Consider the following 23,416-nt stretch of genomic DNA (forward strand, 5'->3'; position numbering starts at 1 on the left):
TGAAAGAATATAGCGTGACACGTTGATCACGAGTGATTCTTTCATTGATGGCATCAATTTGAAAGCATCCACCTGATCGGCGTGCCTAGGATGGCGCCCATTCGCAATTCATCCGGGACAACCGGGGAGACACACCATGTGCGGCATCGTCGGCGCGGTCAGCCAGAAAGACATCGTTCCCATCCTGATCGAGGGCCTGAAGCGGCTCGAGTACCGCGGCTATGACTCCTGCGGCGTGGCGGTGCACCAGGACGGCATGCTGCGCCGGGCGCGCAGCACCTCGCGGGTGGCGGAGCTGCAGGCGCTTGCCGCGCAGGACGGCGTGGCGGCCGGCACCGGCATCGCGCACACGCGCTGGGCGACGCACGGTGCGCCGGCGGTGCACAACGCGCATCCCCACTTCTCGCACGGCCCGGGCGCCGAGGCGCATCGCCAGCCTGGCCGCGTGGCGCTGGTCCACAACGGGATCATCGAGAACCACGACGAACTGCGCGCTGAGCTGAAGGGCCGCGGTTATGTCTTCCACAGCCAGACCGACACCGAGGTCATCGCCCATCTGGTGGACTTCCATTACCACGGCGACCTGCTGGAAGCGGTGCAGACCGCGGTGGGGCAACTGCGCGGCGCGTATGCGATCGCGGTGTTCCACAAGGACGAGCCGCATCGGGTGATCGGCGCGCGCGAGGGCTCGCCGATGGTGCTGGGCGTGGGCCGGGACGAATACGCGGGCGCCAATTTCGTCGCTTCGGACGCGATGGCATTGGCCGGCGTGACCGACCAGATCGTCTACCTGGAAGAGGGTGACGTCGTCGACCTGCAATTGGGTCGGTACTGGATCAGCCGCAAGGATGAGGCGACGGGGCGTTTCGTCAATGTCGAGCGCGAGGTGAAGACGGTGCATGCGCACAGCGGCGCCGCGGAGCTCGGGCCGTACCGGCACTACATGCAGAAGGAAATCTTCGAGCAGCCGGTGGCGATCGCCAACACGCTGGACGCGGTGACGGGCATCAGCCCGGAGCTCTTCGGCGACGGCGCGTACCGGGTGTTCAAGGAGGTCGACTCGGTGCTGATCCTGGCGTGCGGGACCAGCTATTACGCGGGTTCGACGGCCAAGTACTGGCTGGAGAGCATCGCGAAGATCCCGACCAGCGTGGAGATCGCCAGCGAGTACCGCTACCGCGAGAGCGTTCCGAATCCGCGCACGCTGGTGGTGACGATCAGCCAGAGCGGCGAGACGGCGGACACGCTGGCGGCGCTCAAGCATGCGCGCTCGCTGGGCATGCTGCACACGCTGACGGTGTGCAACGTGTCGACGAGCGCGATGGTGCGCGAATGCGCGCTGGCCTACATCACGCGCGCCGGCGCCGAGATCGGCGTGGCGTCGACGAAGGCCTTCACGACGCAGCTGGTGGGCCTGTTCCTGCTGACGCTGGCGCTGGCGCAGACGCGGGGTCACCTGACGGACGAGCAGGAGGCGGAGCACCTGAAGGCGCTGCGCCACCTGCCGGTGGCGGTGCAGGCGGTGCTGGCGCTGGAGCCGCAGGTGATCGCGTGGAGCGAGGAATTCGCGCGCAAGGAGAACGCGCTGTTCCTGGGCCGCGGGCTGCATTACCCGATCGCGCTGGAAGGCGCTCTGAAGCTCAAGGAGATCAGCTACATCCACGCCGAGGCCTACCCGGCGGGCGAGTTGAAGCACGGCCCGCTGGCGCTGGTGACGGCGCAGATGCCGGTGGTGACGGTGGCGCCGAACGACACGCTGCTGGAGAAGCTCAAGAGCAACATGCAGGAAGTGCGAGCGCGCGGTGGCGAGCTGTTCGTCTTCGCTGACGGCGACACGCGGATCGAGAGCGAGCCGGGGCTGCATGTGATCCGGCTGCCGGAGCATTACGGCGCGCTGAGTCCGATCCTGCATACGGTGCCGCTGCAGCTGCTGGCGTATCACACGGCGTGCGCGCGCGGCACGGACGTGGATAAGCCGCGGAATTTGGCAAAGAGTGTGACGGTGGAGTGAGGGGGCTAGCGCGGGTCCTCAGCTGTGTTCCTCCCAATTGATGCCGTAAACGGTCTGGGACTCTAAAGTCGTAAACGGCAACGCCTGACCCTCAGCAGGCCCGTCTCTGTACGGGCCGGCCGCACTTTGGGCTTCCCAACGCGGTCATCACCAGGTACGGTGCTGCCACGATGAACGACCGCAGCCTGGCTTTGGAAGTTCGCGTCCCGCTGCTTAAATGGCTACCGGGGGAAGCTTTCAAGAGCTTGTGCAGTCGGCACCACCGGTTCAGCGGGTTTGCCACCGTCAAGCTTGCTGACCGCGATAGGCGTAGTCGTGGTGAGCGTAGGCGTTGTACCTTCGATGCGCGCCCGACGCAGGTCGGTCTAGGCGGTCGTCGTGAAGGCTGGAACTCTATGATCCTCTGCGCTCGACGCTCTACTTGGGCTTCGTGAAGAGCGTTGAAAGGGCTGAGGAGGTCTCGGTCGCCTTTGGCGGCGATGCTGTCGGAGGCTTCCCAGGCTTCCGTCGTCTCGGCAGGTTCGAGCGAGGGCCTGGGGAGAACTCTGAGTTGATGCCATGCCGCACCCCCGCGACGTCGGGGAATTTGAGCACCATGCTGTCGGTGGCGTCCTCCAGCAGGGCGGCGCAGAGCTCCAGCGCTTGAACCATGTAGCTGCGGTCAACAGCGTTCTCCAGGCCAGTGCCGCGGCCATTCGGTTCCATACGGTAGAACGATAGGGGCAGGATGTGCACGTGCTGAGACCAGAGGTCGTAGAGCGCGTCAAACGTTCCTTTTGGAATGCCAATCTTTTGCACGCGTTCGTCGCGTGAGTCCGTCATCAGGTAGTTGCCGGATAAGCAATTCCTCTTGAGCTTGGGGTCGAGCGCGGCAAAGTAACTGTTGGCCGCCAGCTTCTCTCTAAGCTCGGTCCTCTGTTGCTCGAAGCCTTCAATGTCCTCGATGGCGCCAACATCCCTATGCAACTCAATGCGCCTCGTGCAATCGTTTAGGTGCATCACGCAGACCCTCGTCTCCAGCTCGGCTTCGGACTCCGTGGGTTCGATCAGGTAGCTGAAGAGCAGGTAGCCGTCTAGGAGAGCGCGCGCATATCCCGCGATGTTTCCGAACGTCCAGTGCTGGAAGTCGGACTGAACCCATCGTGACATTGGTGCAGCGCGTACTAGAGACACACCTGTTGAGCATAGCTGGGCGTAAACATAGGACGCGTAACCCCAGTGGGTTGCGGTCATCCTGTTTGCCGACGCTTGACTGACTGCTATGGCCTCGCAGATTGCGGCATCGAACTTCTTCAGAGCTGAGACGTAAGCGTCGCGACTCTCATACCTCGGCGCGTTGTCGGTCATGAAATGGCACCAAGTTGGACCCCGGCCAATGTACCCGCTGCGACCCGCGCCGGCCGAGTGGGCCGCACGGGTCTCCGGAGGGAGCCCCTCAGCTCGGCAAAATCTCGGGGAGTACGTCGTGGGCGCCTTCTCGCCCACACGCGCCTACCGGGTGCACTCGGATAAGCGGGGGTGACAAAAACCTGCTGGCCGAGAACCGACGCGACGATCCTCAAAGCCTGGATCAAGTCGCCCGGGAACTGATCCAGGTCTTGAGTACGGCAACGAGCCGCGCCGCACGATTTGCAAGCTGTCAAGCCGAGCAGCCCGGCTTGCTGGTCCATGCGGCTCTTGCTCATCAGAAGGTCAAGATGGCGGACGCTGAACTCAATCGCGCGGCATCCTCCACCGCGTCCGAATACTCGACATTCATGTTCGAACGCAGCGGTCTTTCGGCGAGATTCGCCGAATTGTGCTGAAGGGGTGTGCGGACGTCTTTGTGAAGATCGGCCCGGATGGGGCGTGCACCTAGTGGAAAAGGATCGCGCAGCGCTCGAAGGTCTGCACGTATGGACGAACGGGACTACCCGCACCGTTGATACCGAATCCATCGCGATCAGCATTCCTGGGCCTTGCACTGCGAATGTGAAAGGCGCAGCGATTGTGAACGAACTGCAGGTTGCCGGTGGATGCCGTGGCTATGTTGGGCTCACGCTGCCACACAACTCGATGAACTGGTCATTGAGGGGGGCGGGCAAGGTTCACATTCTGGATGTTGAACAGGAGGAGCCTTGGCTGTCGGATTCGACATCGTCTGACGACGGGTCGCCGGCCAAGGGGATGATGGCTTGGCTTCGTAGGTGGAAATCGACGCCGTAGCATTCTCATTGCAGCCGGCGTCTCTTGTCTTCCTGCAGCGACAGCGCTGATCCAACCTATCAAGCACCCTTCTGACCTTCTCCGGTGAAAGCCCCGACGATGCGTGCATGGGCCTCTCGGCGCGCCTGCTCCATAAGAGCGGGCTGCCTCCAGCGCTTTGTATGCGCCCTGAGGAAATCAGAGAAGAACATGCGGGCCGTGCTTCCATGACCGTTGGCCTTCGCCGCCTCGCGCAGCAGGTCGTTGAGTCGCACGTCGCCTGCTGCAACGCTCCCCATCGTCCGCTCGAACTCCTCGACAGAAAGTATGAACACCTGCGACAGGGGGAGATGTTGCTTGGCCTCCGCGTGCGGGTAATCGAACTCCCCCGGAGGGTACAGACGCTGAAGCGCTTCGCCGCCGCCGATGAGAAGCTCCCTGCTCGTCACGACCAACAAGAAGTCCTCCGCAACACGGTACTTCGGGTCAAGGCCTGACTTGGGGTCACGCAGCACCGCGCCGACCTTCCATCCCTGCTTGATGCCATCCCTGATTCTTTTCGTCTTTTGGAAGATCACAGTCTCGCTGTCCTGAATCAGGACGTCATCAGCAAAGAGACTCATCTTTGCCTCAACCAGAATGTTGCAGTCGCCGCCGTCGATGATGGCCTCCACAGAGGGATAGTGGCTGCCCAGTTGCTTCTTGTAGGCGGCTTCATCGAGAACCGGCAGGTTAGAGCTGGAAGCAAGCTCCGTCACATACTGTTCGAAGACGCGACTGAACTCATCGACATAGTCCTTGCCGAGGGCAGACAGTCTGAGGTGGATCGCATCCTCCATCCCGCGGGCGAAGACCAATGGGTGCCAGCACATGAGCTGACCGTCCCGCTGCCTGAGGAATGGGAAACGGCGCAAGTAGGGAAACTCGAATAGCTCTTGGCGCCCTGCGAGCTTCTGCGCAGCATCCGTCCGCAGCTCCTTCCGCAAACCTGCAAGGTCTCGGACGAACAAGTCATACATCTGTTCCACGTCGGCGCCGTAGTGCGGCCGCAGGCGCTGCAGCCAATCAGGCGGCAGCGCAATTTTCCCGGACAACACCGCTGCATACATCGCATAGGTAAGGTCGATGAAGGACGAGGGCTCCAGCCCCATCACCTCTCGGAACTGCCGCCTGTTGTTGGTCGTTGCTTGCAGCCGGCTGTACAGAGCGGGCCAGCGCAGGAATGACCAGCTTTCAGCTCGCTGGAACTGCAGCTGTGCATTCATGCTCGCTCGGAGCATGAGCCAGATGTTGCCGGGTCTCCTCTCCTCACCAGGATCTTGAAGGTCCCACAACTCTTGTCGTAGGCGGTTGAAATCCTTGGCCGGAATCGGCGGCCCCACGCGCAGATGCACGCCGTTGTCCTGAAGAGCCCATTTGACGAGCAATAGCGTCAACCACGGCATCATTTGCAGCTCGTCCAGCTTCTGCGCCGGTGGGTTGTGCAGGATGGTGAGCGCGTGCTCCACGATTGATGCTGCGCTGTATCGACGCAGCCGATTGACAATCGATCGGTGCGCCTGTTCGACGCCTCGCTTAGGAGAGGGCGAGAGCGCCGAGGCCATGCGATAGATAAGTGGCGGGCTTGTTTTCATAAGTGCTCTCAGCCAGCGTTCCGGGGCACGCGGCGCGGCAATTCCCAAGGGTCTCCAAGGCAGTGTTCTGTTGACCAGGTCAGCGCCGGCTGCTCCTGGCCTTTCCAGCGTTGCACGCAGCGTCTGTCGACCGGATGGGCGCCCGGCCGCGGATGCCACTCATTGTGCGATCTGAGCTCGGTGCGAAAAGACTTGGCTGGAGTGGGCGGGCACGTGGCGCCTGATCGCAGGGTGGTCCTTGGGTCAAAGACCAGCTGACGTAGCCGGCTTCCGCGACTCGCAAGTTGGCTACGATGGAGCTCCTCCTGGCTAAAACTTGCGCGCATGTCAACGCAACCTCCAATCGTCGTTCAACTTCAGGCGCTAGCTATCGACGAGTCCACGGACGTTTCGCAGCTGCTGCGAAAGGCCATGGTGATTGCGACGAAGCTGGGACTGACCGACTTCAATGCATGGGTTCGCAAAGAGCTCCACGGCTATGAGAGCGTCGAGGACCTACCAAGATATGCGCTCTGAAATTTTCAAAGAGAAGGTGACCCGGGCGTTACGCATCCTTGAGCGAACAGGGATGGACAGAGGTACATATCTTCCGCCCATGTATGCCGCGTATTGGAAGTTGGGGATTCGGATTCCTCCGCCGCATTTCATGAGCTTCGGCGGTGTCGCGCTTGTCAATGGACTCCCCCTTGGCCTCTGCGTGCTGGGGCTGTGCATGATGGATCACGAGACATGGACGACGTCGCCGCTTGCCGTGCTTCTTGCAAGTGCGGCCACAACGCTGGGATGGGGAGCGGCGGTCGCCACCTATTACCGAGCGGGAAGGCTGCGTCATCGACTTCCGTCATGGAGCAGCGTCTAGCTACGCAGGTGTTCCACATCTACGTCACGTCCATCGCCAAGGGCGACGGCAGACCACGGGTCTACCTTGTCGAGCCACTCGGCGACTTGGAGAACGATCCGAACGTGACGGACGAGAAGTTTCCCGGCCGTCCGACGCGCTCGTATCGGAGCACGCATGCCCTGAGGGTGGTGGGCGAGCTAGAGGACTGGGAAAGGCACGGCACGGAATTCATCCAAGCCCTTTGTTCTCGCGTTGAAGCTGGCATGGGTGAGATCATCAACTGAGCAGCAGGCAGATTCGGCTCCAAGCTGCCGTCGCGACAACGCCTCCGACTTGCATCCGTCTGCCGAATCTCGCCCTCGGCAGCATCCGCTTAGGTCCGCCGACAAACGCCCTTACTCAAGGTGCCACTCGGCCTCCTCCAGCGACGGGTGTGTCGCTGCAAGTACGCTAACGCAGCTGTTGCCAGTCACGACAAGCCACTCTCGGCGTCGCTGCTCGTAGCCTTGCAGCGCAGCCTCTTCATCGCTCCAGCCGCCTTCCAGAACTTCCAGCACTGGATAGCCGCGGACGAATCCCTCGGACCTCCAGTACCTCGCCAAGTCAACCTCATTCAGGTAGCGGAAGGCCGTTGCGTCATTGAACGACACATCCAAGCCGCGAATCTGCCCTTCCGCGCTGACCTCGCACGCCACGCGTACCACCATCCCCTTCGACGAATAGCTCAAACTCTCAACGTCTGAGGTTGGATGGACTTCCAAAGAAGGGCCAAAGGGGTGAGTCACAAGACGCATGGACAAACATTTGAGCATGCGTTGGACGCCTCGACATCAAGAGGTTGTGCTGGGCGGGGAGGGCGCCAAGCTCCAGCCCGAAGTGATCGAGCGCCATACGGCACGGCAGAGCGGCGATATAGACTCGTCTCCATCCCACTGCGCGAGATCTTCTCCCATGACAGACGTCGCTCGGATCACGCGGCTGTCTGCGGCTCACGCAAGTCTGCTCGCAGCAGCAAGCTACTTGAAACCCCTTTTGAGACCGCCCGAATTGCCGTCGGAAGCCGTGCCACTAGGGAAGGTTCTTGACGTTCTTTCGGAGATCTCTTTACGTGAGTGGATGGTGGAACTCAGCGCGCGTGGTGCCGTTGAGTCACCGAAAGCTGGATTCTGGCGTGACCTCGAACGCGCGGCCGAGTCTTTAGCGCTGCACGAGCAGCAAGCGACGTTTCGTGCGGCCTTCTTGACAGCGGCCCGGCAGAAAATCACCAATGCTGATTCAGCGTCCAGGGCCAAATTCAAGGTGCCGCCTTCACCCTGAATCGGCCGTCCGCAGTGAGCGCGAGCGGACATTGCATCCGCCTCCCCGATCCCCGATCCCGGGTTCCGCGCACGCTTCTGAGCAGCTTGCAAGGGAGCTGATGTAGTTCGAGGACATACGCCGGACAATCTGCGCAAGACCGACGAACGTCGCCGAGAAGATGTCCTTTCGATCTCTGTATCACTCGCTGCTGGAATACGAAGGTCAGGCTGCCTTCGATGACCTCCTGCGCCCTTGGTTGGATAACAACCTCCCGGAAATCGAGCTGCTGCGATCTCTGGGTGCCCGCACCGGCACTCCGATTCCCAAGATGTCCAGCGAAGAACTCTGGCATCTCTATGCGGCCCATCGTGTGCTCGAACTGCTCGCGCTTCGATTCCAGACGGGGTCTGCCGATGGCAGCGAATGGCCGGGGCCAGCGGTCACCGAGGATGAGTTCCGCCGGTTTGCGCAATGCATCGGATTGGACATCGTTCACCCCGAACGATGGTCGCCCTTCCATCACGAGATCGTCGGACTGACGCCCATTGCCGATCCCGCTCGACCGGCTCGAATCCTGAAGTACCACTGGCCCTGCCTGATGCTCGGCCCGATGCTTTTCATGCGTGCCGGGGTTACGGTGTCCGCTGGCTCGGCGCACATGGCCCCGGGGATAGCGGACCAATCAACGCTGTATTGGGCGCACCGCAGAAAGACGCGCGCGCATCAAGACCTCGCCCATGGCTGGGGAAGCAATTCGTCTTGGCGAACGGACTTTCGGCGGGACTATCTCCTGGACGGAATGTTCCATTTCAACGTGGACGGCGACATCGATCTGTCCAAAGTTCCACCGGGTGATGTGGACGACGGGGGACTGAGCGCGCAGGAGCGCCGTGAGTTGGTCGTCAACCGATGTTTCGTGGTCTGCACGAAGGACCACGCCGACCTGTTCCCGTATGACGACCGCTGCTCAGTCAAAACCGACTAGACCTCAAGGCAGCGCCTCCGAAATACGCACCGGCATGTCCCGGCCCGCCAGCGCAAGTCCTGCCCCCCGGGTATCTGACTTGCCAGACCGTTGTCGGTTTCCACTCCGACAAGGTCCCCAGGGCCGCCACCCTGCCGATGCACCGCTTGTTGACCAGACTGGCCGCGATGGCCGTGGGCGCGGCGATCGCCCATTCCGTGGCGGCCGCCACCGCTGCCGGACCGGCCGCCTGTTCCTGGGACAGGCCGGGGCACGACAGCTTCATGGGCGACGTGCCCGCGGCGGTCGATCGCTATACGGACATCGCGCCCGCAGTGCGCGAGCGGCTCAAGGCCCGGATGCGCGCGCACGAGTACGACGACGTGGTCGAGATCTCGCGCGATCGCATCGTGGGCCGCGCCGATTACGAGCCCGACATTCGCGGCATGCATTTCGGCGAGGGCCGCGTGTGCGGCACCGTCAGCCGCGCCGGTTGGAGCGAAGGGCAGCGCGAGCGCGCGCTCGTCTACTGCGAGGGCTCGGCTTGCGTGATGGTTCCGACGGTGTGTCGCAATGTCAGCCGCATCGAGCGCGCGCCGGGCAGCGGTGCCGGTGGCGCCAGGCCGCCGGGTGATGAAGAACTGGTCTTCGATCCACCCGGCGCCGGTGTGCCCGCGCCGGTGCCTGGGGACTCGCCGACGCCGCTGTCGACCTTGCCGCCGTCTCCGCTGACCGGTGTGCCGGCGACGCCGCCGGGCTCGTTCGTGAGCCCGCCGCGGGTATCCATCGGTCCGCCGCCAACGGGCTCACCGCCGACAGCGATTCCCCCGCCGCCGCTCTTCGTGCTGCCGCCGGTCGTGACGGAGCTGCCACCCACCGTCGCGCCGCCGTTGGCGGCCCCGCCCGTGGTGCCGGTGCCGGAGCCATCGACATCGGCCATGGTCATCGCGGGCCTTGGTCTGCTCATCGCATCGCTCAGGCGCTCATGCAGGGCGCGGTCGCGTTGCCGAGTTCGGCGCGGCATCGACGACCGCGTCGGGCTACGTAAGATGCCGACCGCGCACGACGTCCTGTCGCGCCCCATTCGGTGTTGAGCGCTGCGTTCAACGCCGATTCCCCGCACGGAGCACACATGCAGGCACTCGACCAGGGGCCCTTCTTCCATGGCACCAAAGCCGACCTCCGGTCCGGCGATCTGCTCAAGCCAGGCTTCACGTCCAACTACAAGCCGAGCCTGGTGATGAACCACATCTACTTCACGGCGATCGCCAAAGGCGCCGGACTCGCCGCCGAGATCGCCAAGGGGAACGGCCGACCACGGGTCTACCTCGTCGAGCCCCTCGGCGACTTCGAGAACGATCCGAACGTGACGGACAAGAAGTTTCCCGGCAATCCGACGCGCTCGTATCGGAGCACGCACGCCCTGAAGGTCGTGGGCGAGCTGGAGGACTGGGAGAAGTACGACACCGAATTCATCGAGACGCTTCGCGCTCGCGTTGAAGCCGGCATGGGCGAGATCATCAACTGAATGGCCGCGCGCTCGCCGGCGTGGCCGCGAGCGCGATGAGCCCGTGACCGAAGCGCGTCTAGGCGCGAGAGGGCGGACTGGTGGGTTCCGCAGTGTCGGCGGGCAGTCGCGCGAGCTGTGCCTGAGCCAGGCGGTGATAGATCGGCACGCTGATCCAGCGCGACACCAGGCTCGCCAGCAAGGCGGCGGCCATCAGGCTCAGCACCATGGAGTGGCCGTCGACCATCTCCATCACGATGATGAAGGCGGTGACCGGCGCCTGGGTCACGGCGGCGAGAAACGCCGTCATGCCGATGGCGATCAATGCGGCCGCGCCTTCGGTGGTGGCGGTGAGTTGCGCGATGTCGCTGCCTATGCCGGCGCCAATGGCCAGTGACGGCGCGAAGATGCCCCCAGGCACCCCCGACCAGACCGCCAACCAGGTGGCGACGATCCGCAAGGTCACGTAGAGCACCGGCAGGTCGAGATGCCCTTCGACCAGCCCGCGGGTGTACTCATAGCCGCTGCCGTCGGTGGCGCCCTGGCTCACCAGACCCAGCAGCGCGATTGCCAGCCCGCAGGCGAAGGCGAAGCGCACCGGGAACCGGGTGCGCCATCGGCTGAATCGATCGTCGCCGCCAAGCAGGCTGCGCTGCAACAAGCGCGAGAACACGCCACCCGCCAGGCCACAGCCGATCGCGGTCAGCAAGCCTGGAAGCAGATGCGACCAGGTCAGGTGGTCCACACGGAGGCGGCCAAAGTAACTCGCGTTGCCGAAGACCGAGACCGCCATCAGGCCCGACAGCACGATGGCCGCGATGATGAGGCCGCTGCTGCGCTGTTCGAGCTTGCGTGTCAGTTCTTCGATCGCGAACATCACGCCAGCCAGCGGGGCATTGAACGCGGCCGCTATCCCCGCAGCCCCGCCGGCCACCAGAAGGCCGTCATGGTTCAGCGCGGAGCGTCGCGGCAGCCACCGCTGCGCGTGTTGCATCACGCCCGCGGCAATCTGCACCGAAGGGCCTTCCCGGCCAATCGCCAGGCCGCCGAGCAAGCCGCCAGAGACGAGCAGGAGCTTGGCGATGCTCAGGCGCAGCGACACGAAGAGTCCCCGCTGACTCGCCGGCACGCGGGTCGACAGGGCGGCCATCACCTGAGGGATGCCCGAGCCGGCGGCGCCAGGCGCAAAACGGCGGGTCACCCAGACGAGCGCCGCCGTGCAACAAGGCGTCCAGATCAATGGTGCCCAAGGCGACCAGCTGCGCATCGCGGCGAACGCCGAGATGGCCTGGTCGCTGACCCACGTGAACAGCACCACCGCCAGGCCCGCGGCGATGGCGAAGGCGAGCACCACGGCGCGGGACAACCACTGGCGCCAGTCGGAGAGATCCTCCCGTACGGCCGAGATGAAATCCGGCTCGTGATGCTCGTGGGACAGCAGCCGCGCATCATGCTGGCCTTCCAGTGGCTTCGGCTCGGGTCCGGGCGAGGAAGAAGGGCGTGTCGGTTCGTCGGCCATCGGGCGAGTATCTCGCGCGTCCCTCCCGTTGACGCCTGCGATTCGGCTTCGCGGGCGCCACTCCAACGGCGGATCGGGGCGACGCTGCGGTTCAATCGCGCCGCAGTTCCCGCTCCAGCCAGCACGCCGCCCCCAGCACGCCCAGGTCGCCGTGGTCGATCAGGTGGACCGGCACGCGCTCGAGGAACGGCGCCAGCACGCCCTTGTTGAGGAAGCGCTTCTTGAAATCGCTCTGCTGCAGGAAGGGCTCGATCCGCGGAAGGATGCCGCCCGCGAGCAGGATCCCGCCATGCGCGCCATAGAGCGCCGCCAGGTCCGCCGCGAAGCTGCCCAGCAGGGCGCAGAAGGTGCTCAGCGCTTCGATCGCGGCCTCCGAGCGCTGCTCCAGCGCCGCGCCCGTCACCGCGGCCGGCGTGTCCAGCTCGGGTGACTCCCCGCGCAGCGTCGAGATGGCCCGGTACAGCTTGAGCAGCCCCGGCCCGGACAGCGCGTTCTCCACCGGCACGTGGTCGCGGTCGCCCGCGAGCAGGCGCAGGATGTCGATCTCGCGCGCGGTGCCCGGCGCGAGCGACACATGCGCCGCCTCCGTCGGCAGCACCTGCGGCCCGGCGCTGCCCGGCAGCACCGCGGCACAGCCCAGGCCCGTGCCCGGCCCCATGACGACGATCGTGCCGGAGGCCAGCCCCCCCGCGCTGCCGTCGCCCGTCATCAGCGGCCGCATGTCCCACGGCTTGACGTAGGGCACCGCGTGCGCCAGCGCCTCGAAATCGTTGATCACGGTGAGCCGCTCGATGCCCAGCCGCTGCCGCAGCGCGGAGATCGACACCGGCCACGGCAGGTTGCGGTTCACGACCTGGTCCTCCTGCACGTAGCCGGCGCAGGCCAGCACGCAGGCCTGGATCGACACCTCGGCTCCCCAGGGCGTATCGGCCAGCCGGGCGACGAAGTCCGCCAGCAGCTCCCCCAGCCCCGGCCATTGCGCGCAGGCGAAGACCTCGCCGTGCAGCAGTTCCACCGGGCTGTCGCCGGACGCGGCCTGCACGGTGCGGCCCAGCCCGACGCGCGCGTGGGTGCCCCCCACGTCGGCCGCGAGAAAGAAGACGTCAGGGCCGGACGCGCCGGGTTCGAACGAGGGCAGGGAAGAGCGCATTCGAAAGAGTTTCAAGTGCAAATGACACTGTTGTCAATCAATGTCTGCATTGGACAGATTGAGCCGTCCAGGCTCGGTGTTTTCCCTCGTCGATCAACGCTTGAATCTCAGCGGGAATCGACTTTCCCCTGTGTTGGAGGCATGTTTAGCGGAAGTGCGCAACTGAGACAGTGCCGGGACTCGATTGACAACAGTGTCATCAAGAAAGATAAACAAGTCTGCTCACCTCGGAGGCCTGCATGTCCATCGCCGGAACCGTTTCCCCGCCCGCCCATCGAGCGCCGCTCGGTCCGGTGGCGATCATTGGCCTGCTGTTCTTCATCATGGGCTTCTTCACCTGGATCAACGGACCGTTGATCGCCTTCGTGAAGCTGGCCTTCGATCTGGACGACGTGAACGCCTTCCTCGTGCCGATGGCGTTCTACCTGTCCTACTTCTTCCTGGCGCTGCCGTCGGCGGCGGTGTTCAGGCGCACCGGCATGAAGCGCGGCATGGCCATCGGCCTGCTGGTCATCGCCGCGGGCGCGGTGGTCTTCGGCCAGTTCGTGTCGATGCGCCTGTATCCCGGCGCGCTGACCGGGCTGTTCGTGATCGGCGCGGGCCTGTCGCTGCTGCAGACGGCGGCCAATCCCTACATCAGCATCGTCGGCCCGATCGAAAGCGCCGCCCAGCGCATCGCCTGGATGGGGATCTGCAACAAGGTGGCCGGCATCCTCGCGCCCCTGCTGCTGGGCGCGGTGGTGCTGTCCGACGTCGGCGGCCTGGCGGAGAGCCTCAAGACGGCCGACGCCACCACGCGCGACATCCTGCTGAATACCTTCGCGCAGAAGATCCACACGCCCTACATGATCATGGCCGGCGTGCTGGCCGTCCTCGCCGTGGGCATCCTGCGCTCGCCGCTGCCGGACATCCGCGCGGCCGAGGCCAACCGCGGCGAGGCCGCCACCACCGGCGCCAGGCGCGGCGTGCTGGCCTTCCCGCACCTGTGGCTGGGCGTGCTCTGCCTGTTCGTCTACGTCGGCGTGGAAGTAATGGCCGGCGACGCGATCGGCACCTACGGCGCGGGCTTCAACCTGCCGGCCGACCAGACCAAGTTCTTCACCTCGTTCACGCTGGTGGCGATGCTGCTGGGCTACGTGGCCGGCCTGGTGCTGATTCCGAAGTACATCTCGCAGCAGCGCTACCTGGCGGTGTCCGCGTCGCTGGGCGTCGTGCTGTCGCTGTGCGCCTGGACCACGCAGGGCTATGTGTCGGTGGCCTTCGTCGCCGCGCTGGGATTCGCCAACGCCATGATGTGGCCCGCCATCTTCCCGCTCGCGATCCGCGCGCTGGGCGAGGCCACCGAGCGCGGCGCCGCGCTGCTGATCATGGGCATCGCCGGCGGCGCGATCATTCCGCAGGCCTTCGCGGTGCTCAAGCAGCACTACGACTTCCAGTTCGTGTTCCTGGCCCTGATGGCGCCCTGCTATCTGTACATCCTCTACTACGGCCTGGCCGGTTATCGCGTCGGCCTGCGCGAGGGGGAGGCCGAATGAAGCCGTCTCCCAAGACCAAGACCGCCGCGACCCCGCCGGCCAAGGCCGTCAAGGCAACCCGGACCGCCAAGGCTCCCCGGCCCGGCAAGGCCGCCGAGATCACCGAAGCCGCCGATGCCGCGCCCGAGCGCATCGATGCCACCGAGGAGCCGCGGGCCGTCGCGCCCGCGCGCGCCTCGATCCGCGACGTGGCCGAGGCCGCGGGCGTGTCGCTCAAGACCGTGTCCCGCGTGATCAACGAGGATGCGGCCGTGCGTCCCGAGATGCGCGAGCGCGTGCGTCAGGCCATCGCCGCGCTGAACTACCAGTCCGATCCGCTGGCGCGCAGCCTGCGCGGCACGCACTCCTTCGCCCTGGGCCTGGTCTACAGCAACCCGAACGCGCATTACCTGGTCAGCCTGCAGAACGGCGTGCTGTCGGCCTGCCGCGAGCAGGGCTACGGCCTGCAGATCCATCCCTGCAGCACGCCGGCCCACGGCTCCATCGAGGAACTGCTGGCCCTGGTGCGGCGCTCGCGCCTGGCCGGCCTGGTGCTGGCGCCGCCGATGTCGGAGCAGCGCGATCTGGTCCAGGCGCTGGCGGCGCACGGCGTGGCGGTGATCCGCATCGTCTCGGCCGGCGACGACCCGCGCGACATGCAGGACTGCGTGCGCGTGGACGACCGCCGCGCCGCCCATGCCGTCACCGAGCACCTCATCCAGCTGGGCCACAGCCGCATCAGCTTCCTCTGGGGCGAGGGCTACTACGAGTCCAGCGTCCAGCGTTATGCCGGCTACATGGACGCGATGCGCGACTACGGCGTGGAGGTCGATCCGCAACTGGTGCTGGAAGGCGAGTTCAACTTCAACTCCGGCTTCCGTCGCGCGCGCAAGCTGCTGGCGATGAGCGCGCCGCCGACGGCGGTGTTCGGCAGCAACGACGAGATCGCGGCCGGCGTGCTGGCCGCGGCGCGCTCGGTCGGCTTCGACGTGCCGAGCGACCTGGCCATCGCCGGCTTCGAGGACAGCCCCTTCTCGCAGCTCACCTGGCCGCCGCTGACCACCGCGCGGCAGGACACGGTCGAGATCGGCCGCCGCGCCGCGCTGCGCCTGATCGAGCGCGTGCGCCACGCCCAGTCGGGCCGGCCGCTGGACCTGGGCGCCGAGCAGTTCACGCCCGAGCTCGTGGTGCGGGGCTCCGCCGCGCCGCCGCGCCGCCGCTGAGACCGTCATGCGACGCCACCCCCTCCTGCTCACGATGACGAGTTCACTGTCCCGGCTGGCCGTGCTGGCGAGCCTCGTGCTGCCGCTGGCCATGCTGCCGGCGCTGGCCGAAGCCGCCACGCGCATCGACGTCAACGACGGCTGGCAGTTCCGCACCGATCCGAAGGACGAGGGCGTGGCCGCCGGCTGGACCGCTGCCGTTCCGGCGAACACGCGCAGCGTGAGCGTGCCCCACACCTGGAATGCCGACACCGAGCCGGACGTCGACTTCGAGGGTACCGGCTGGTACTTCCGCCGGCTCGACCTGACGCTGCCGCTGGCGGCGGAGGTGCATGTCGAGCTGAACTTCGGCGCCGCGTTCTATCGCAGCCGCGTCTGGCTCAACGGCGTGGAGGTCGGTCAGCACGAAGGCGGCCACACGGCCCATGCCTTCGACATCACCGGTCTGCTGCGGCGCGGCCAGCCGAATCTGCTGGTGGTCGCCGTGGACAACCGGCCGACTGCGAGCAGCATTCCCGGCCACGCGATGCGCCTGGCGGGCAGCGGCAGCGTCTGGTACGACTGGTGGCATTTCGGCGGCCTGGTGCGCGACGTGTGGCTGAGCGTCGGCGATGGCGCGCTCGTGCGCCGCCAGACGCTGCGCGCCACGCTGAGCGGCGCCCTGGCCGGCCGCGGCATCGGCGAGGCGCCCGCCCAGGTCGATGCTCGCGTCGAACTGGAGAACGCGAGCCCGCGCGCGCGCCGCCTGCAGGTGGTCACCACCGCCTTCGCGCCGGACGGCGCGACCGCGGCCTCCGCGCGCCAGCCGCTGCAACTGCCGGCCGGAGGCAAGGGCAGCGCGGACCTGCGCCTGGCCATCGCGCGGCCTCGGCTGTGGAACATCGGCGACGGCCAGCTCTACCGCGTGGTCACCGAGTTGCAGGACGAGCAAGGCCAGGTGCTGGACACGCGTAGCGACACGCTGGGCCTGCGCCGCATCGAGCTGCGCGACCGCAAGCTCTGGGTCAACGATCGTCCGGTGCGGCTGACCGGCCTGACGCGCCACGAGGACACGCCCTGGGAAGGCCTGGCCGAGACCCGCGGCAGCATCCTGCATGACTGGGACGACCTGCGCGCGCTGCACACGACGCTGACGCGGCCGGTCCACTATCCGCAGCCGCCCGCGGTGCTCGACTACGCCGATCGCCACGGCATCCTGCTGGTGCCGGAGATCCCGGTGTGGCAGTTCAGCGAGGCCCAGCTGAAGGACCCGCGCGTGCAGGCCCTGGCCGAGCGCATGCTGGGCGAGATGATCGCCGCGGACGGCAACCACGCCAGCATCTTCGCGTGGAGCGTCTGCAACGAGAGCGACACGCGCCTGCCCGGCGGCCTGGACTACGTGCGGCGCATGAAGGCGGCGGTCCGCCGGCTCGATCCCGCGCGCTTCTTCACCTTCGCGGACTCCGACGTGAGCATCGCGCCCTGGCGCGACAACGCTGCGCTGCACGAGGCCGACTTCCTCATGGCCAACGCCTACTTCGGCAGCTGGAGCGGCGCCGCCGAGCAGGTCGAGCCCTGGCTGGACTTCATCCAGAAGACCTATCCGGAGAAGGCGCTGGTCATCTCCGAGTACGGCTTCGTCGGCCCCTTCGCGCCGAACGCCGCCGAGGCCGACCGCCAGCGCATCGCCAACCTGCGCCAGCAGCTCGACGCCTTCGCCCGGCGCGACTTCGTCGCAGGCGCGATCTTCTGGATCTACCAGGACTACAAGTCGCATCGCAACCTGGCCGTCGGCGAGACCGCCGGCTACGTGGACCACGGCGTGGTCGACGAGCATCGCCAGCGCAAGCCCTCGTATGCCGCCTACCAGGAGCGCAACGCGCCGCTGACGGCGCGCCTGGGCTGGGCCTGGGAAGGCGAGGGGCTGTCGGGCTTCCAGGCCGTGCTGCAGGCCAATGGCGCGGCGCAGCTGCCTTCCTATCCGCTGCTGGGCTACCGCGCCGAGTGGCGCATGACGGACCGCGACGGCCGGCTGATCGGGCAGGGCGCGCAAGGCCTGCCGGACCTCGCCGCCCCGTTCACGCTGCAAGGCCGGTGGCCGGCGGAGAAGGGCCTGCCGGCCGCGACGCTGCGACTGCGCGTGCTCGCGCCCGATGGCGCGCTCGCGCTCGAGAGCCGGCTGGAGCAGGCCGCGCTTCGCCTGGGCGCCGCGCCGTTCCCCGCCGAGGCCAAGCCAGCCCCCGCCAGCCCCGCTCCCATCCCCGATGCCGCCGCACCGGTGGATCGCTGAACTCCCACAGGAAGTCCTCGCCGTATGTCCACCTTCCGCCACCGCTGCCTGAGCGCCATGACCGTCGCGAGCGTCCTGACCACGGTGGCCGCCTTCGGGCCGGCCTGCGTGCATGCGCAGACGGCCACGGTGGCGCCGGCCGCCGACCCGACCGCGCCCACCGCCGCCACGCTGTCGCCAGCTGAGATCGACGCCATCTGGCGCCAGTCGGTCAGCAAGTTCGATGGCGAGCGCGCCCGCGTGCTGCGCCAGGTGCAGGCCGGTGTCGCGGCCGGCCCCTTCCGCGCGGACTGGACCTCGCTGCAGGGCTACAAGACGCCGCAGTGGTACGCGGACGCGAAGTTCGGCATCTTCGTGCACTGGGGCGTGTTCTCGCTGCCGGCCTTCGGCAACGAGTGGTACTCGCGGGAGATGTACCAGGCGGGCAGCAAGCCCCATGAGCATCACCTGGCGACCTACGGCTCGCCGGCCGCCTTCGGCTACAAGGACCTGATCGCCCGCTTCAAGGCCGAGCGCTTCGATCCCAAGGCCTGGGCGCGGCTGTTCGCGCAAGCCGGCGCCCGCTACGTGGTGCCGGTGGCGGAGCACCACGACGGCTTCGCGATGTACCGCTCGCGCCTGAGCGACTGGACGGCCGCCACCATGGGCCCCAAGCGCGACGTGCTGGGCGAGCTGGCCCAGGCCATCCGCGCCGAAGGCATGCGCTTCGGCACCTCCTCGCACCGCGCCGAGCACGACTGGTTCTTCGACGGCGGCCGCCGCATCGCCTCCGACGTCAACGATCCGCGCTATGCCGCGCTCTATGGCCCGGCGCAGCTGCGCGAACTGCACGGCAAGGACGACGGCGACCTGCCGCATGACTGGACCTACGTGTCCCAGGCCTGGCTGGACGACTGGCTCGCCCGTACCGCCGAACTGGTCGACACCTACAAGCCGGACCTGATGTATTTCGACTGGTGGATCGGCCACGCGAGCATGCGGGCGCACACCATGCCCAGCTTCGCCGCGTACTACTACAACCAGGGCGCGCGCCGCGGCGAGGCCACCGTCATCGACTTCAAGCTCGACGCCTTCCCGCAGGGCGCCGGCACCTACGACGTCGAGCGCGGCCAGATGGTCGGCATCCAGCCGCAGACCTGGCAGACCGACACGTCCATCAGCAACGCCTCCTGGGGCTACATCGACGGCGACACCTACAAGCCGGCCGGCCAGCTGCTGCATCAGCTGATCGACGTGGTGTCCAAGAACGGCAACCTGCTGCTCAACATCGGCCCGCGCGGCGACGGCAGCATCCCCGAGCCGGCGCGCGACATCCTGCTGGAGATGGGCGACTGGCTCAAGCTCAATGGCGAGGCCATCTACGGCAGCCGGCCCTGGACCCGCTTCGGCGAAGGCCCCACGGAAGTGGTCGGCGGCACTTTCCAGGACCGCAACGCCAAGCCCTACACGCCCGAGGATTTCCGCTTCACCACGCAAGGCCCGGTGCTCTACGCCATCGGCCTGGGCTGGCCGGCCGCGCGCGACGACGGACGGCAGGAGCTGCTGATCCGCTCGCTGGCGCCCAGCGCGCTGGCGGCGCCGGTCAAGCGCGTCACGCTGCTTGCGGACCGCAGCGACATCCCCTTCACGCAAGACGCCGCGGGCCTGCATCTGCGCGTGCCCAAGGACCCCGTGGGCCGCCATGCCTACGTCTTCAAGATCGAGTCGCGCTGAGCAGCGCCTGCCCGCGACACCTCCAGACACTCAACCACCAATCCCTCCATGTCTGATTCCCCCTTCCTCCGGTGCCTGCGGCTGTGTGCCGCGCCCTTGCTGCTGCTCCTGGCGGGCCTCGCGCAGCAGGCCCTGGCCGCGCCGCGCGCGCTCTTCTACATGATGGAGACGCAGAAGTCGGTCAACGCCTTCGTCGCCCACGCCGACAAGGTCGACCTGCTGGTGCCGACCTGGTACGGCGTCGACGCTGCCGGCCTGGTCAACGGCGCGCCCAATCCCTTCGTGCTGTCGCTCGCGAAGAGCAAGGGCGTGCCGGTGATGCCCATCGTGTCGATGACGACCACCCGCGAGGGCTTCCACAAGCTGCTGCATGACGAGCAGGCGCAGGCGCGCATGAACGCGTCGCTGCTGCGCGCCGCCAAGGAGCACGGCTTCATCGGATTCCAGTACGACTTCGAGAACATCGCCTGGACCGATCGCGACGCCTTCACGCGCATGGCCAAGGGCACGGCCGACGCGCTGCACAAGGCCGGCCTGCAGCTGAGCGTCGCCGTGGTGCCGAACGCACCAGGCGCGTCGGGCCGTGGCCCCTTCTCCAAGTGGATGTGGGAGTTCTGGCGCGGCGCCTACGACCTGGAGGCGCTGGGCAAGGTCACCGACCTGGTGTCGCTGATGACCTATGACCAGCACACCCGCTGGACCGCGCCCGGTCCGGTGGACGGCTATCCCTGGATGAAGGAGCACCTGGACTACGCGCTCAAGGTGGTGCCGCGGCACAAGCTCTCGCTGGGCATCGCGCTGTACGGCTACCGCTGGTCGACCGGCAACCCGGTGCGCGAGGACGGCAAGGAGGCGCCCAACATCGTCGGCGACTACATCGATGCCGACGAGTCCATCCCGCTGGCCGCCACCTACGGCGCCACCATCCGCTGGGACGAGGTCGATCGCACCTCCTACTACTGGTTCGAGCGCGACCAGATGCGCGAATGGGTGTTCATGCCCGACGCGCGCGGCTTCCGCGAGCGCTATGCGCTGGTCAAGGCCGCGGGCATCGACGGCTTCAGCGCCTGGGTGATCGGCGCGGAAGACCCGGCCGTCTGGGACGAACTGCCGCTGTCGCGGCGCTGAGGACCCGGTCGATGCGAACCCGCCGTCCCGCCAACGCGACCGTGCCGCGCACGCCGCCGCTGTCGTCCACGCCGCGCCTGCTGCGTGCGCTGCGGCTGGTGCTCGCGCTGGCCGCCGCCGGTGCCGCGCATGCCGGCACCGACGCGCCCGCCGCGCCCGCGCCACTGCCGGCGCAGGTGCTGCCGCTGGTGCCGATGCCAGCGCAGCTCACGCGCGGCGAGGGCGCGTTGCGCCTGGCACCGGGCGCGGTCATCGCGGTGCCGGCCGGCGACCGCGGGGCGCGCCGCGCGGCGAGCTTCCTCGCGGCCATGGCTTGGCGCGACCACCACCTGCGCCTGCAGGTGCGGGAGGGTTCCAGCGGCGCGATCGTGCTGCGCCGCGATTCCCGCGCCGGCGCCGATCCCAAGGGCGCCTACGAGCTGGCGGTGACGCCCGCCGGCGCCACACTGCAGGCCCGCGACGACGCCGGTCTCCTGTATGCGGGCGTGAGCTTGTGGCAACTGTTCGATGCCAACGCCAACGCCAACGCCAACGGCGATGACGCGCGCGACGGCGTCGACGTGCCGGTGCTGCGCATCGTCGACCAGCCGCGCTTCGGCTGGCGCGGCCTGATGCTGGACGTCGTGCGCCACTTCGCGCCGCTGGACGAGCTCAAGGCGCTGGTCGATCAGATGGCGCTGCACAAGCTCAACGTGCTGCACCTGCACCTGAGCGACGACCAGGGCTGGCGCCTGGAGATCAAGCGCTATCCCGACCTGACCCGCATCGGCGGCTGGCGCACGCCGCCCGGCGGCGAGCCGGCCCGCTACGGCGGCTTCTACACGCAGGCGCAGATGCGCGAGCTGGTGGCCTACGCGGCCGAGCGCCAGATCACCGTCGTGCCGGAGCTGGACATGCCCGGCCACGCGCAGGCCGCTGTCGCCGCGTATCCGCGCCTGGGCGTGGACATCGGCGACGGTCCGGGCCGCAATCCGCGCCCCGCCGTGGCGGTCGACTACGGCGTGAACCCCTATCTCTACAACGCCGATGAATCCACCCTGCGCTTCATCGAACAGGTGATGGACGAGGTGATGGCGGTGTTCCCGTCGCCCTTCATCCACGTGGGCGGCGACGAGGCGATCAAGGACCAGTGGAAGGCCTCGCCGAGCGTGCAGGCCCGCATCCGCGCGCTGGGCCTGGCCAACGAGGAAGCGCTGCAGAGCTGGTTCATCGGCCGCATCGGGCGCTACCTGGAGAGCCGCGGCCGCCGGCTGATCGGCTGGGACGAGATCCTGGAAGGCGGTCTGCCCGCGGGCGCGTCCGTCATGTCCTGGCGCGGCACCGAGGGCGCCGTCGCCGCCGCCAACCTGGGCCACGACGTGGTGCTGGCGCCGGCGGGCTCGCTCTACCTCGACAACCTGCAGAGCGCGCGCGACGACGAGCCGGAAGGGCGCCTGGCCCAGCTGCCCATCGAGAAGGTCCATGCCTTCGAGGCCATGCCCGCCGGCCTGGACGCCGACCGCGCCAAGCACGTGCTGGGCCTGGAGGCCGCGCTGTGGACCGAGTACATGCCGTCGCGCCGGCACCGCGAGCACGCGATCTTCCCCCGTCTGGCCGCCGTGGCGGAGGTGGCCTGGTCGCCGGCCGCGCTGCGCGATTGGCGCGGCTTCGTGCCGCGCCTGGCGCTGCAGCGGGCGCGCTATCTGCGCCAGGGCGTGAACGCCGCCGACAGCGCCTTCGCGGTGCAGTTCGACATCGACGGCGGCGCGGCCGCGATGCTCGCCGCCGGCCAGGCGCCGGTGCGGCTGGGCAATCAACTCGGCTACGGGCAGATCCGCTACACGCTCGACGGCTCCGACCCAGGTCCCGCGTCGCTGACGGTGGAAGCCGACGGAAAGCCGCTGATCGTCACGCTGCCCGCGCGCGTGCGCGCGGTGGCCTTCGATGCCGCGGGCCGGCCGCTGGCCGCCGTGCGCGAGCAGCGCTTCGACACCGCGACGTTGCTGACCCGCTCCAGCAACCAGCTGCAGGCCTGCCCGTCCGGCGAGATGGGCCTGCGCGTGCCGCTGCGGACCGAGGCGGCCGATTGGGCCCCCGTCTTCAACGTCAATCTGCTCGATGCCTGCTGGATCTATCCGCGCGCGCGCCTGGACGGCGTGCAGGGCATCGCGGTCGATGCCGGCCGGCTGGCCCGCAACTACGGCCTGGCGCAGGACGCGGTCAAGGTCGTCCAGCACCCGGCGCGCACGCCGGCGGGCGAGCTCGAGGTGCGGCAGGGCGATTGCACCGGGCCGCTGCTCGCGTCGCTGCCGCTGCCTGCCGGCAGCGCGCCGCAGGCCTTCACGCTGAAGGCGCCGCTGCCACCGCTGACCGGCGTGCAGGACCTGTGCCTGCGCTTCACCGCGCCCATCCACGGCCCGCTGTACGCGATCGACGCGGCGCGCCTGCTGGCCGCCGAGCCCGCCCGGCCCTGATCGAGGA

The 23,416-nt window shown here is 67.3% G+C and carries 19 protein-coding genes; 14 read left to right on the top strand and 5 right to left on the bottom strand.

Features of this window, described 5'->3' with window-relative positions:
- Positions 1-136: 136 nt before the first annotated feature.
- Positions 137-2,011, top strand: coding sequence for a glutamine--fructose-6-phosphate transaminase (isomerizing) (gene glmS / locus ACTJKJ_RS16575; protein ID WP_147240079.1), 1,875 nt, complete (start codon positions 137-139; stop codon positions 2,009-2,011).
- 417 nt (positions 2,012-2,428) lie between these two features.
- On the opposite strand, the gene ACTJKJ_RS16580 is transcribed toward glmS, so the two are convergent.
- Positions 2,429-3,358: a hypothetical protein gene (locus tag ACTJKJ_RS16580; protein WP_440821088.1), complete on the bottom strand. Its 930-nt coding sequence runs from the start codon at positions 3,356-3,358 to the stop codon at positions 2,429-2,431.
- 917 nt (positions 3,359-4,275) lie between these two features.
- Positions 4,276-5,829 (bottom strand): GapS1 family protein, encoded by a 1,554-nt coding sequence (gene gapS1, locus ACTJKJ_RS16585; protein WP_440821089.1) that lies wholly within the window; start codon positions 5,827-5,829, stop codon positions 4,276-4,278.
- Positions 5,830-6,153: 324 nt separating this feature from the next.
- Between gapS1 and ACTJKJ_RS16590 the strand changes: the two genes are divergently transcribed.
- Genes ACTJKJ_RS16590 through ACTJKJ_RS16600 form a run of 3 tightly spaced genes read left to right on the top strand, consistent with a single transcriptional unit; the run spans position 6,154 to position 6,954 of the window.
- Complete coding sequence (locus tag ACTJKJ_RS16590) at positions 6,154-6,345, top strand: AbiTii domain-containing protein (RefSeq protein WP_440821090.1); 192 nt, start codon at positions 6,154-6,156, stop codon at positions 6,343-6,345.
- A 52-nt stretch (positions 6,346-6,397) separates the two neighbouring features.
- Positions 6,398-6,688: a DUF6404 family protein gene (locus tag ACTJKJ_RS16595; protein ID WP_440821150.1), complete on the top strand. Its 291-nt coding sequence runs from the start codon at positions 6,398-6,400 to the stop codon at positions 6,686-6,688.
- Positions 6,613-6,954 (top strand): NAD(+)--rifampin ADP-ribosyltransferase, encoded by a 342-nt coding sequence (locus tag ACTJKJ_RS16600; protein WP_440821151.1) that lies wholly within the window; start codon positions 6,613-6,615, stop codon positions 6,952-6,954. Before ACTJKJ_RS16595 ends, ACTJKJ_RS16600 begins: the two co-directional genes overlap by 76 nt.
- Before the next feature lie 111 nt (positions 6,955-7,065).
- Here the strand turns inward: ACTJKJ_RS16600 and ACTJKJ_RS16605 are convergent, their stop codons facing one another.
- A complete protein-coding gene (locus ACTJKJ_RS16605) occupies positions 7,066-7,398 on the bottom strand; it encodes a hypothetical protein (RefSeq protein WP_440821091.1) in 333 nt (110 codons plus the stop codon).
- A 64-nt stretch (positions 7,399-7,462) separates the two neighbouring features.
- On the opposite strand from ACTJKJ_RS16605, the gene ACTJKJ_RS16610 reads away from it, so the two are divergent.
- The 4 genes from ACTJKJ_RS16610 (at position 7,463) to arr (ending at position 10,461) form a co-directional block, all read left to right on the top strand.
- Entirely contained in the window at positions 7,463-7,987 is a 525-nt protein-coding gene (locus ACTJKJ_RS16610) for a hypothetical protein (protein WP_440821092.1), read from the top strand.
- 160 nt (positions 7,988-8,147) lie between these two features.
- Positions 8,148-8,954, top strand: coding sequence for a hypothetical protein (locus ACTJKJ_RS16615; protein ID WP_440821093.1), 807 nt, complete (start codon positions 8,148-8,150; stop codon positions 8,952-8,954).
- Positions 8,955-9,100: 146 nt separating this feature from the next.
- A complete protein-coding gene (locus ACTJKJ_RS16620; RefSeq protein WP_440821094.1) occupies positions 9,101-10,027 on the top strand; it encodes an MHFG family PEP-CTERM protein in 927 nt (308 codons plus the stop codon).
- Between the two features lie 38 nt (positions 10,028-10,065).
- On the top strand, positions 10,066-10,461 hold the full coding sequence (gene arr, locus ACTJKJ_RS16625) for an NAD(+)--rifampin ADP-ribosyltransferase (protein ID WP_147240084.1): 396 nt from the start codon (positions 10,066-10,068) through the stop codon (positions 10,459-10,461).
- 58 nt (positions 10,462-10,519) lie between these two features.
- On the opposite strand, the gene ACTJKJ_RS16630 is transcribed toward arr, so the two are convergent.
- The gene (locus tag ACTJKJ_RS16630) at positions 10,520-11,959 is read right to left on the bottom strand and encodes a chloride channel protein (protein WP_440821095.1); all 1,440 of its coding nucleotides are present in this window, start codon (positions 11,957-11,959) and stop codon (positions 10,520-10,522) included.
- 91 nt (positions 11,960-12,050) lie between these two features.
- Entirely contained in the window at positions 12,051-13,109 is a 1,059-nt protein-coding gene (locus tag ACTJKJ_RS16635; protein WP_440821096.1) for a glucokinase, read from the bottom strand.
- A 239-nt stretch (positions 13,110-13,348) separates the two neighbouring features.
- Here ACTJKJ_RS16635 and ACTJKJ_RS16640 point away from each other — a divergent pair, with 239 nt between their 5' ends.
- Genes ACTJKJ_RS16640 through ACTJKJ_RS16665 form a run of 6 tightly spaced genes read left to right on the top strand, consistent with a single transcriptional unit; the run spans position 13,349 to position 23,409 of the window.
- A complete protein-coding gene (locus tag ACTJKJ_RS16640) occupies positions 13,349-14,644 on the top strand; it encodes a sugar MFS transporter (RefSeq protein ID WP_440821097.1) in 1,296 nt (431 codons plus the stop codon).
- A complete protein-coding gene (locus tag ACTJKJ_RS16645; RefSeq protein WP_440821098.1) occupies positions 14,641-15,846 on the top strand; it encodes a LacI family DNA-binding transcriptional regulator in 1,206 nt (401 codons plus the stop codon). Before ACTJKJ_RS16640 ends, ACTJKJ_RS16645 begins: the two co-directional genes overlap by 4 nt.
- A gap of 7 nt (positions 15,847-15,853) precedes the next feature.
- Complete coding sequence (locus ACTJKJ_RS16650) at positions 15,854-18,115, top strand: glycoside hydrolase family 2 protein (RefSeq protein ID WP_440821099.1); 2,262 nt, start codon at positions 15,854-15,856, stop codon at positions 18,113-18,115.
- A gap of 24 nt (positions 18,116-18,139) precedes the next feature.
- Positions 18,140-19,828 (top strand): alpha-L-fucosidase, encoded by a 1,689-nt coding sequence (locus ACTJKJ_RS16655; RefSeq protein WP_440821100.1) that lies wholly within the window; start codon positions 18,140-18,142, stop codon positions 19,826-19,828.
- Positions 19,829-19,876: 48 nt separating this feature from the next.
- A complete protein-coding gene (locus ACTJKJ_RS16660) occupies positions 19,877-20,956 on the top strand; it encodes a glycosyl hydrolase family 18 protein (RefSeq protein ID WP_440821101.1) in 1,080 nt (359 codons plus the stop codon).
- A gap of 11 nt (positions 20,957-20,967) precedes the next feature.
- Entirely contained in the window at positions 20,968-23,409 is a 2,442-nt protein-coding gene (locus ACTJKJ_RS16665) for a family 20 glycosylhydrolase (RefSeq protein WP_440821102.1), read from the top strand.
- The last annotated feature ends 7 nt before the right edge of the window (positions 23,410-23,416 follow it).

The sequence above is a fragment of the Roseateles sp. 22389 genome (assembly GCF_052044995.1).
GTDB lineage: Bacteria > Pseudomonadota > Gammaproteobacteria > Burkholderiales > Burkholderiaceae_C > Roseateles.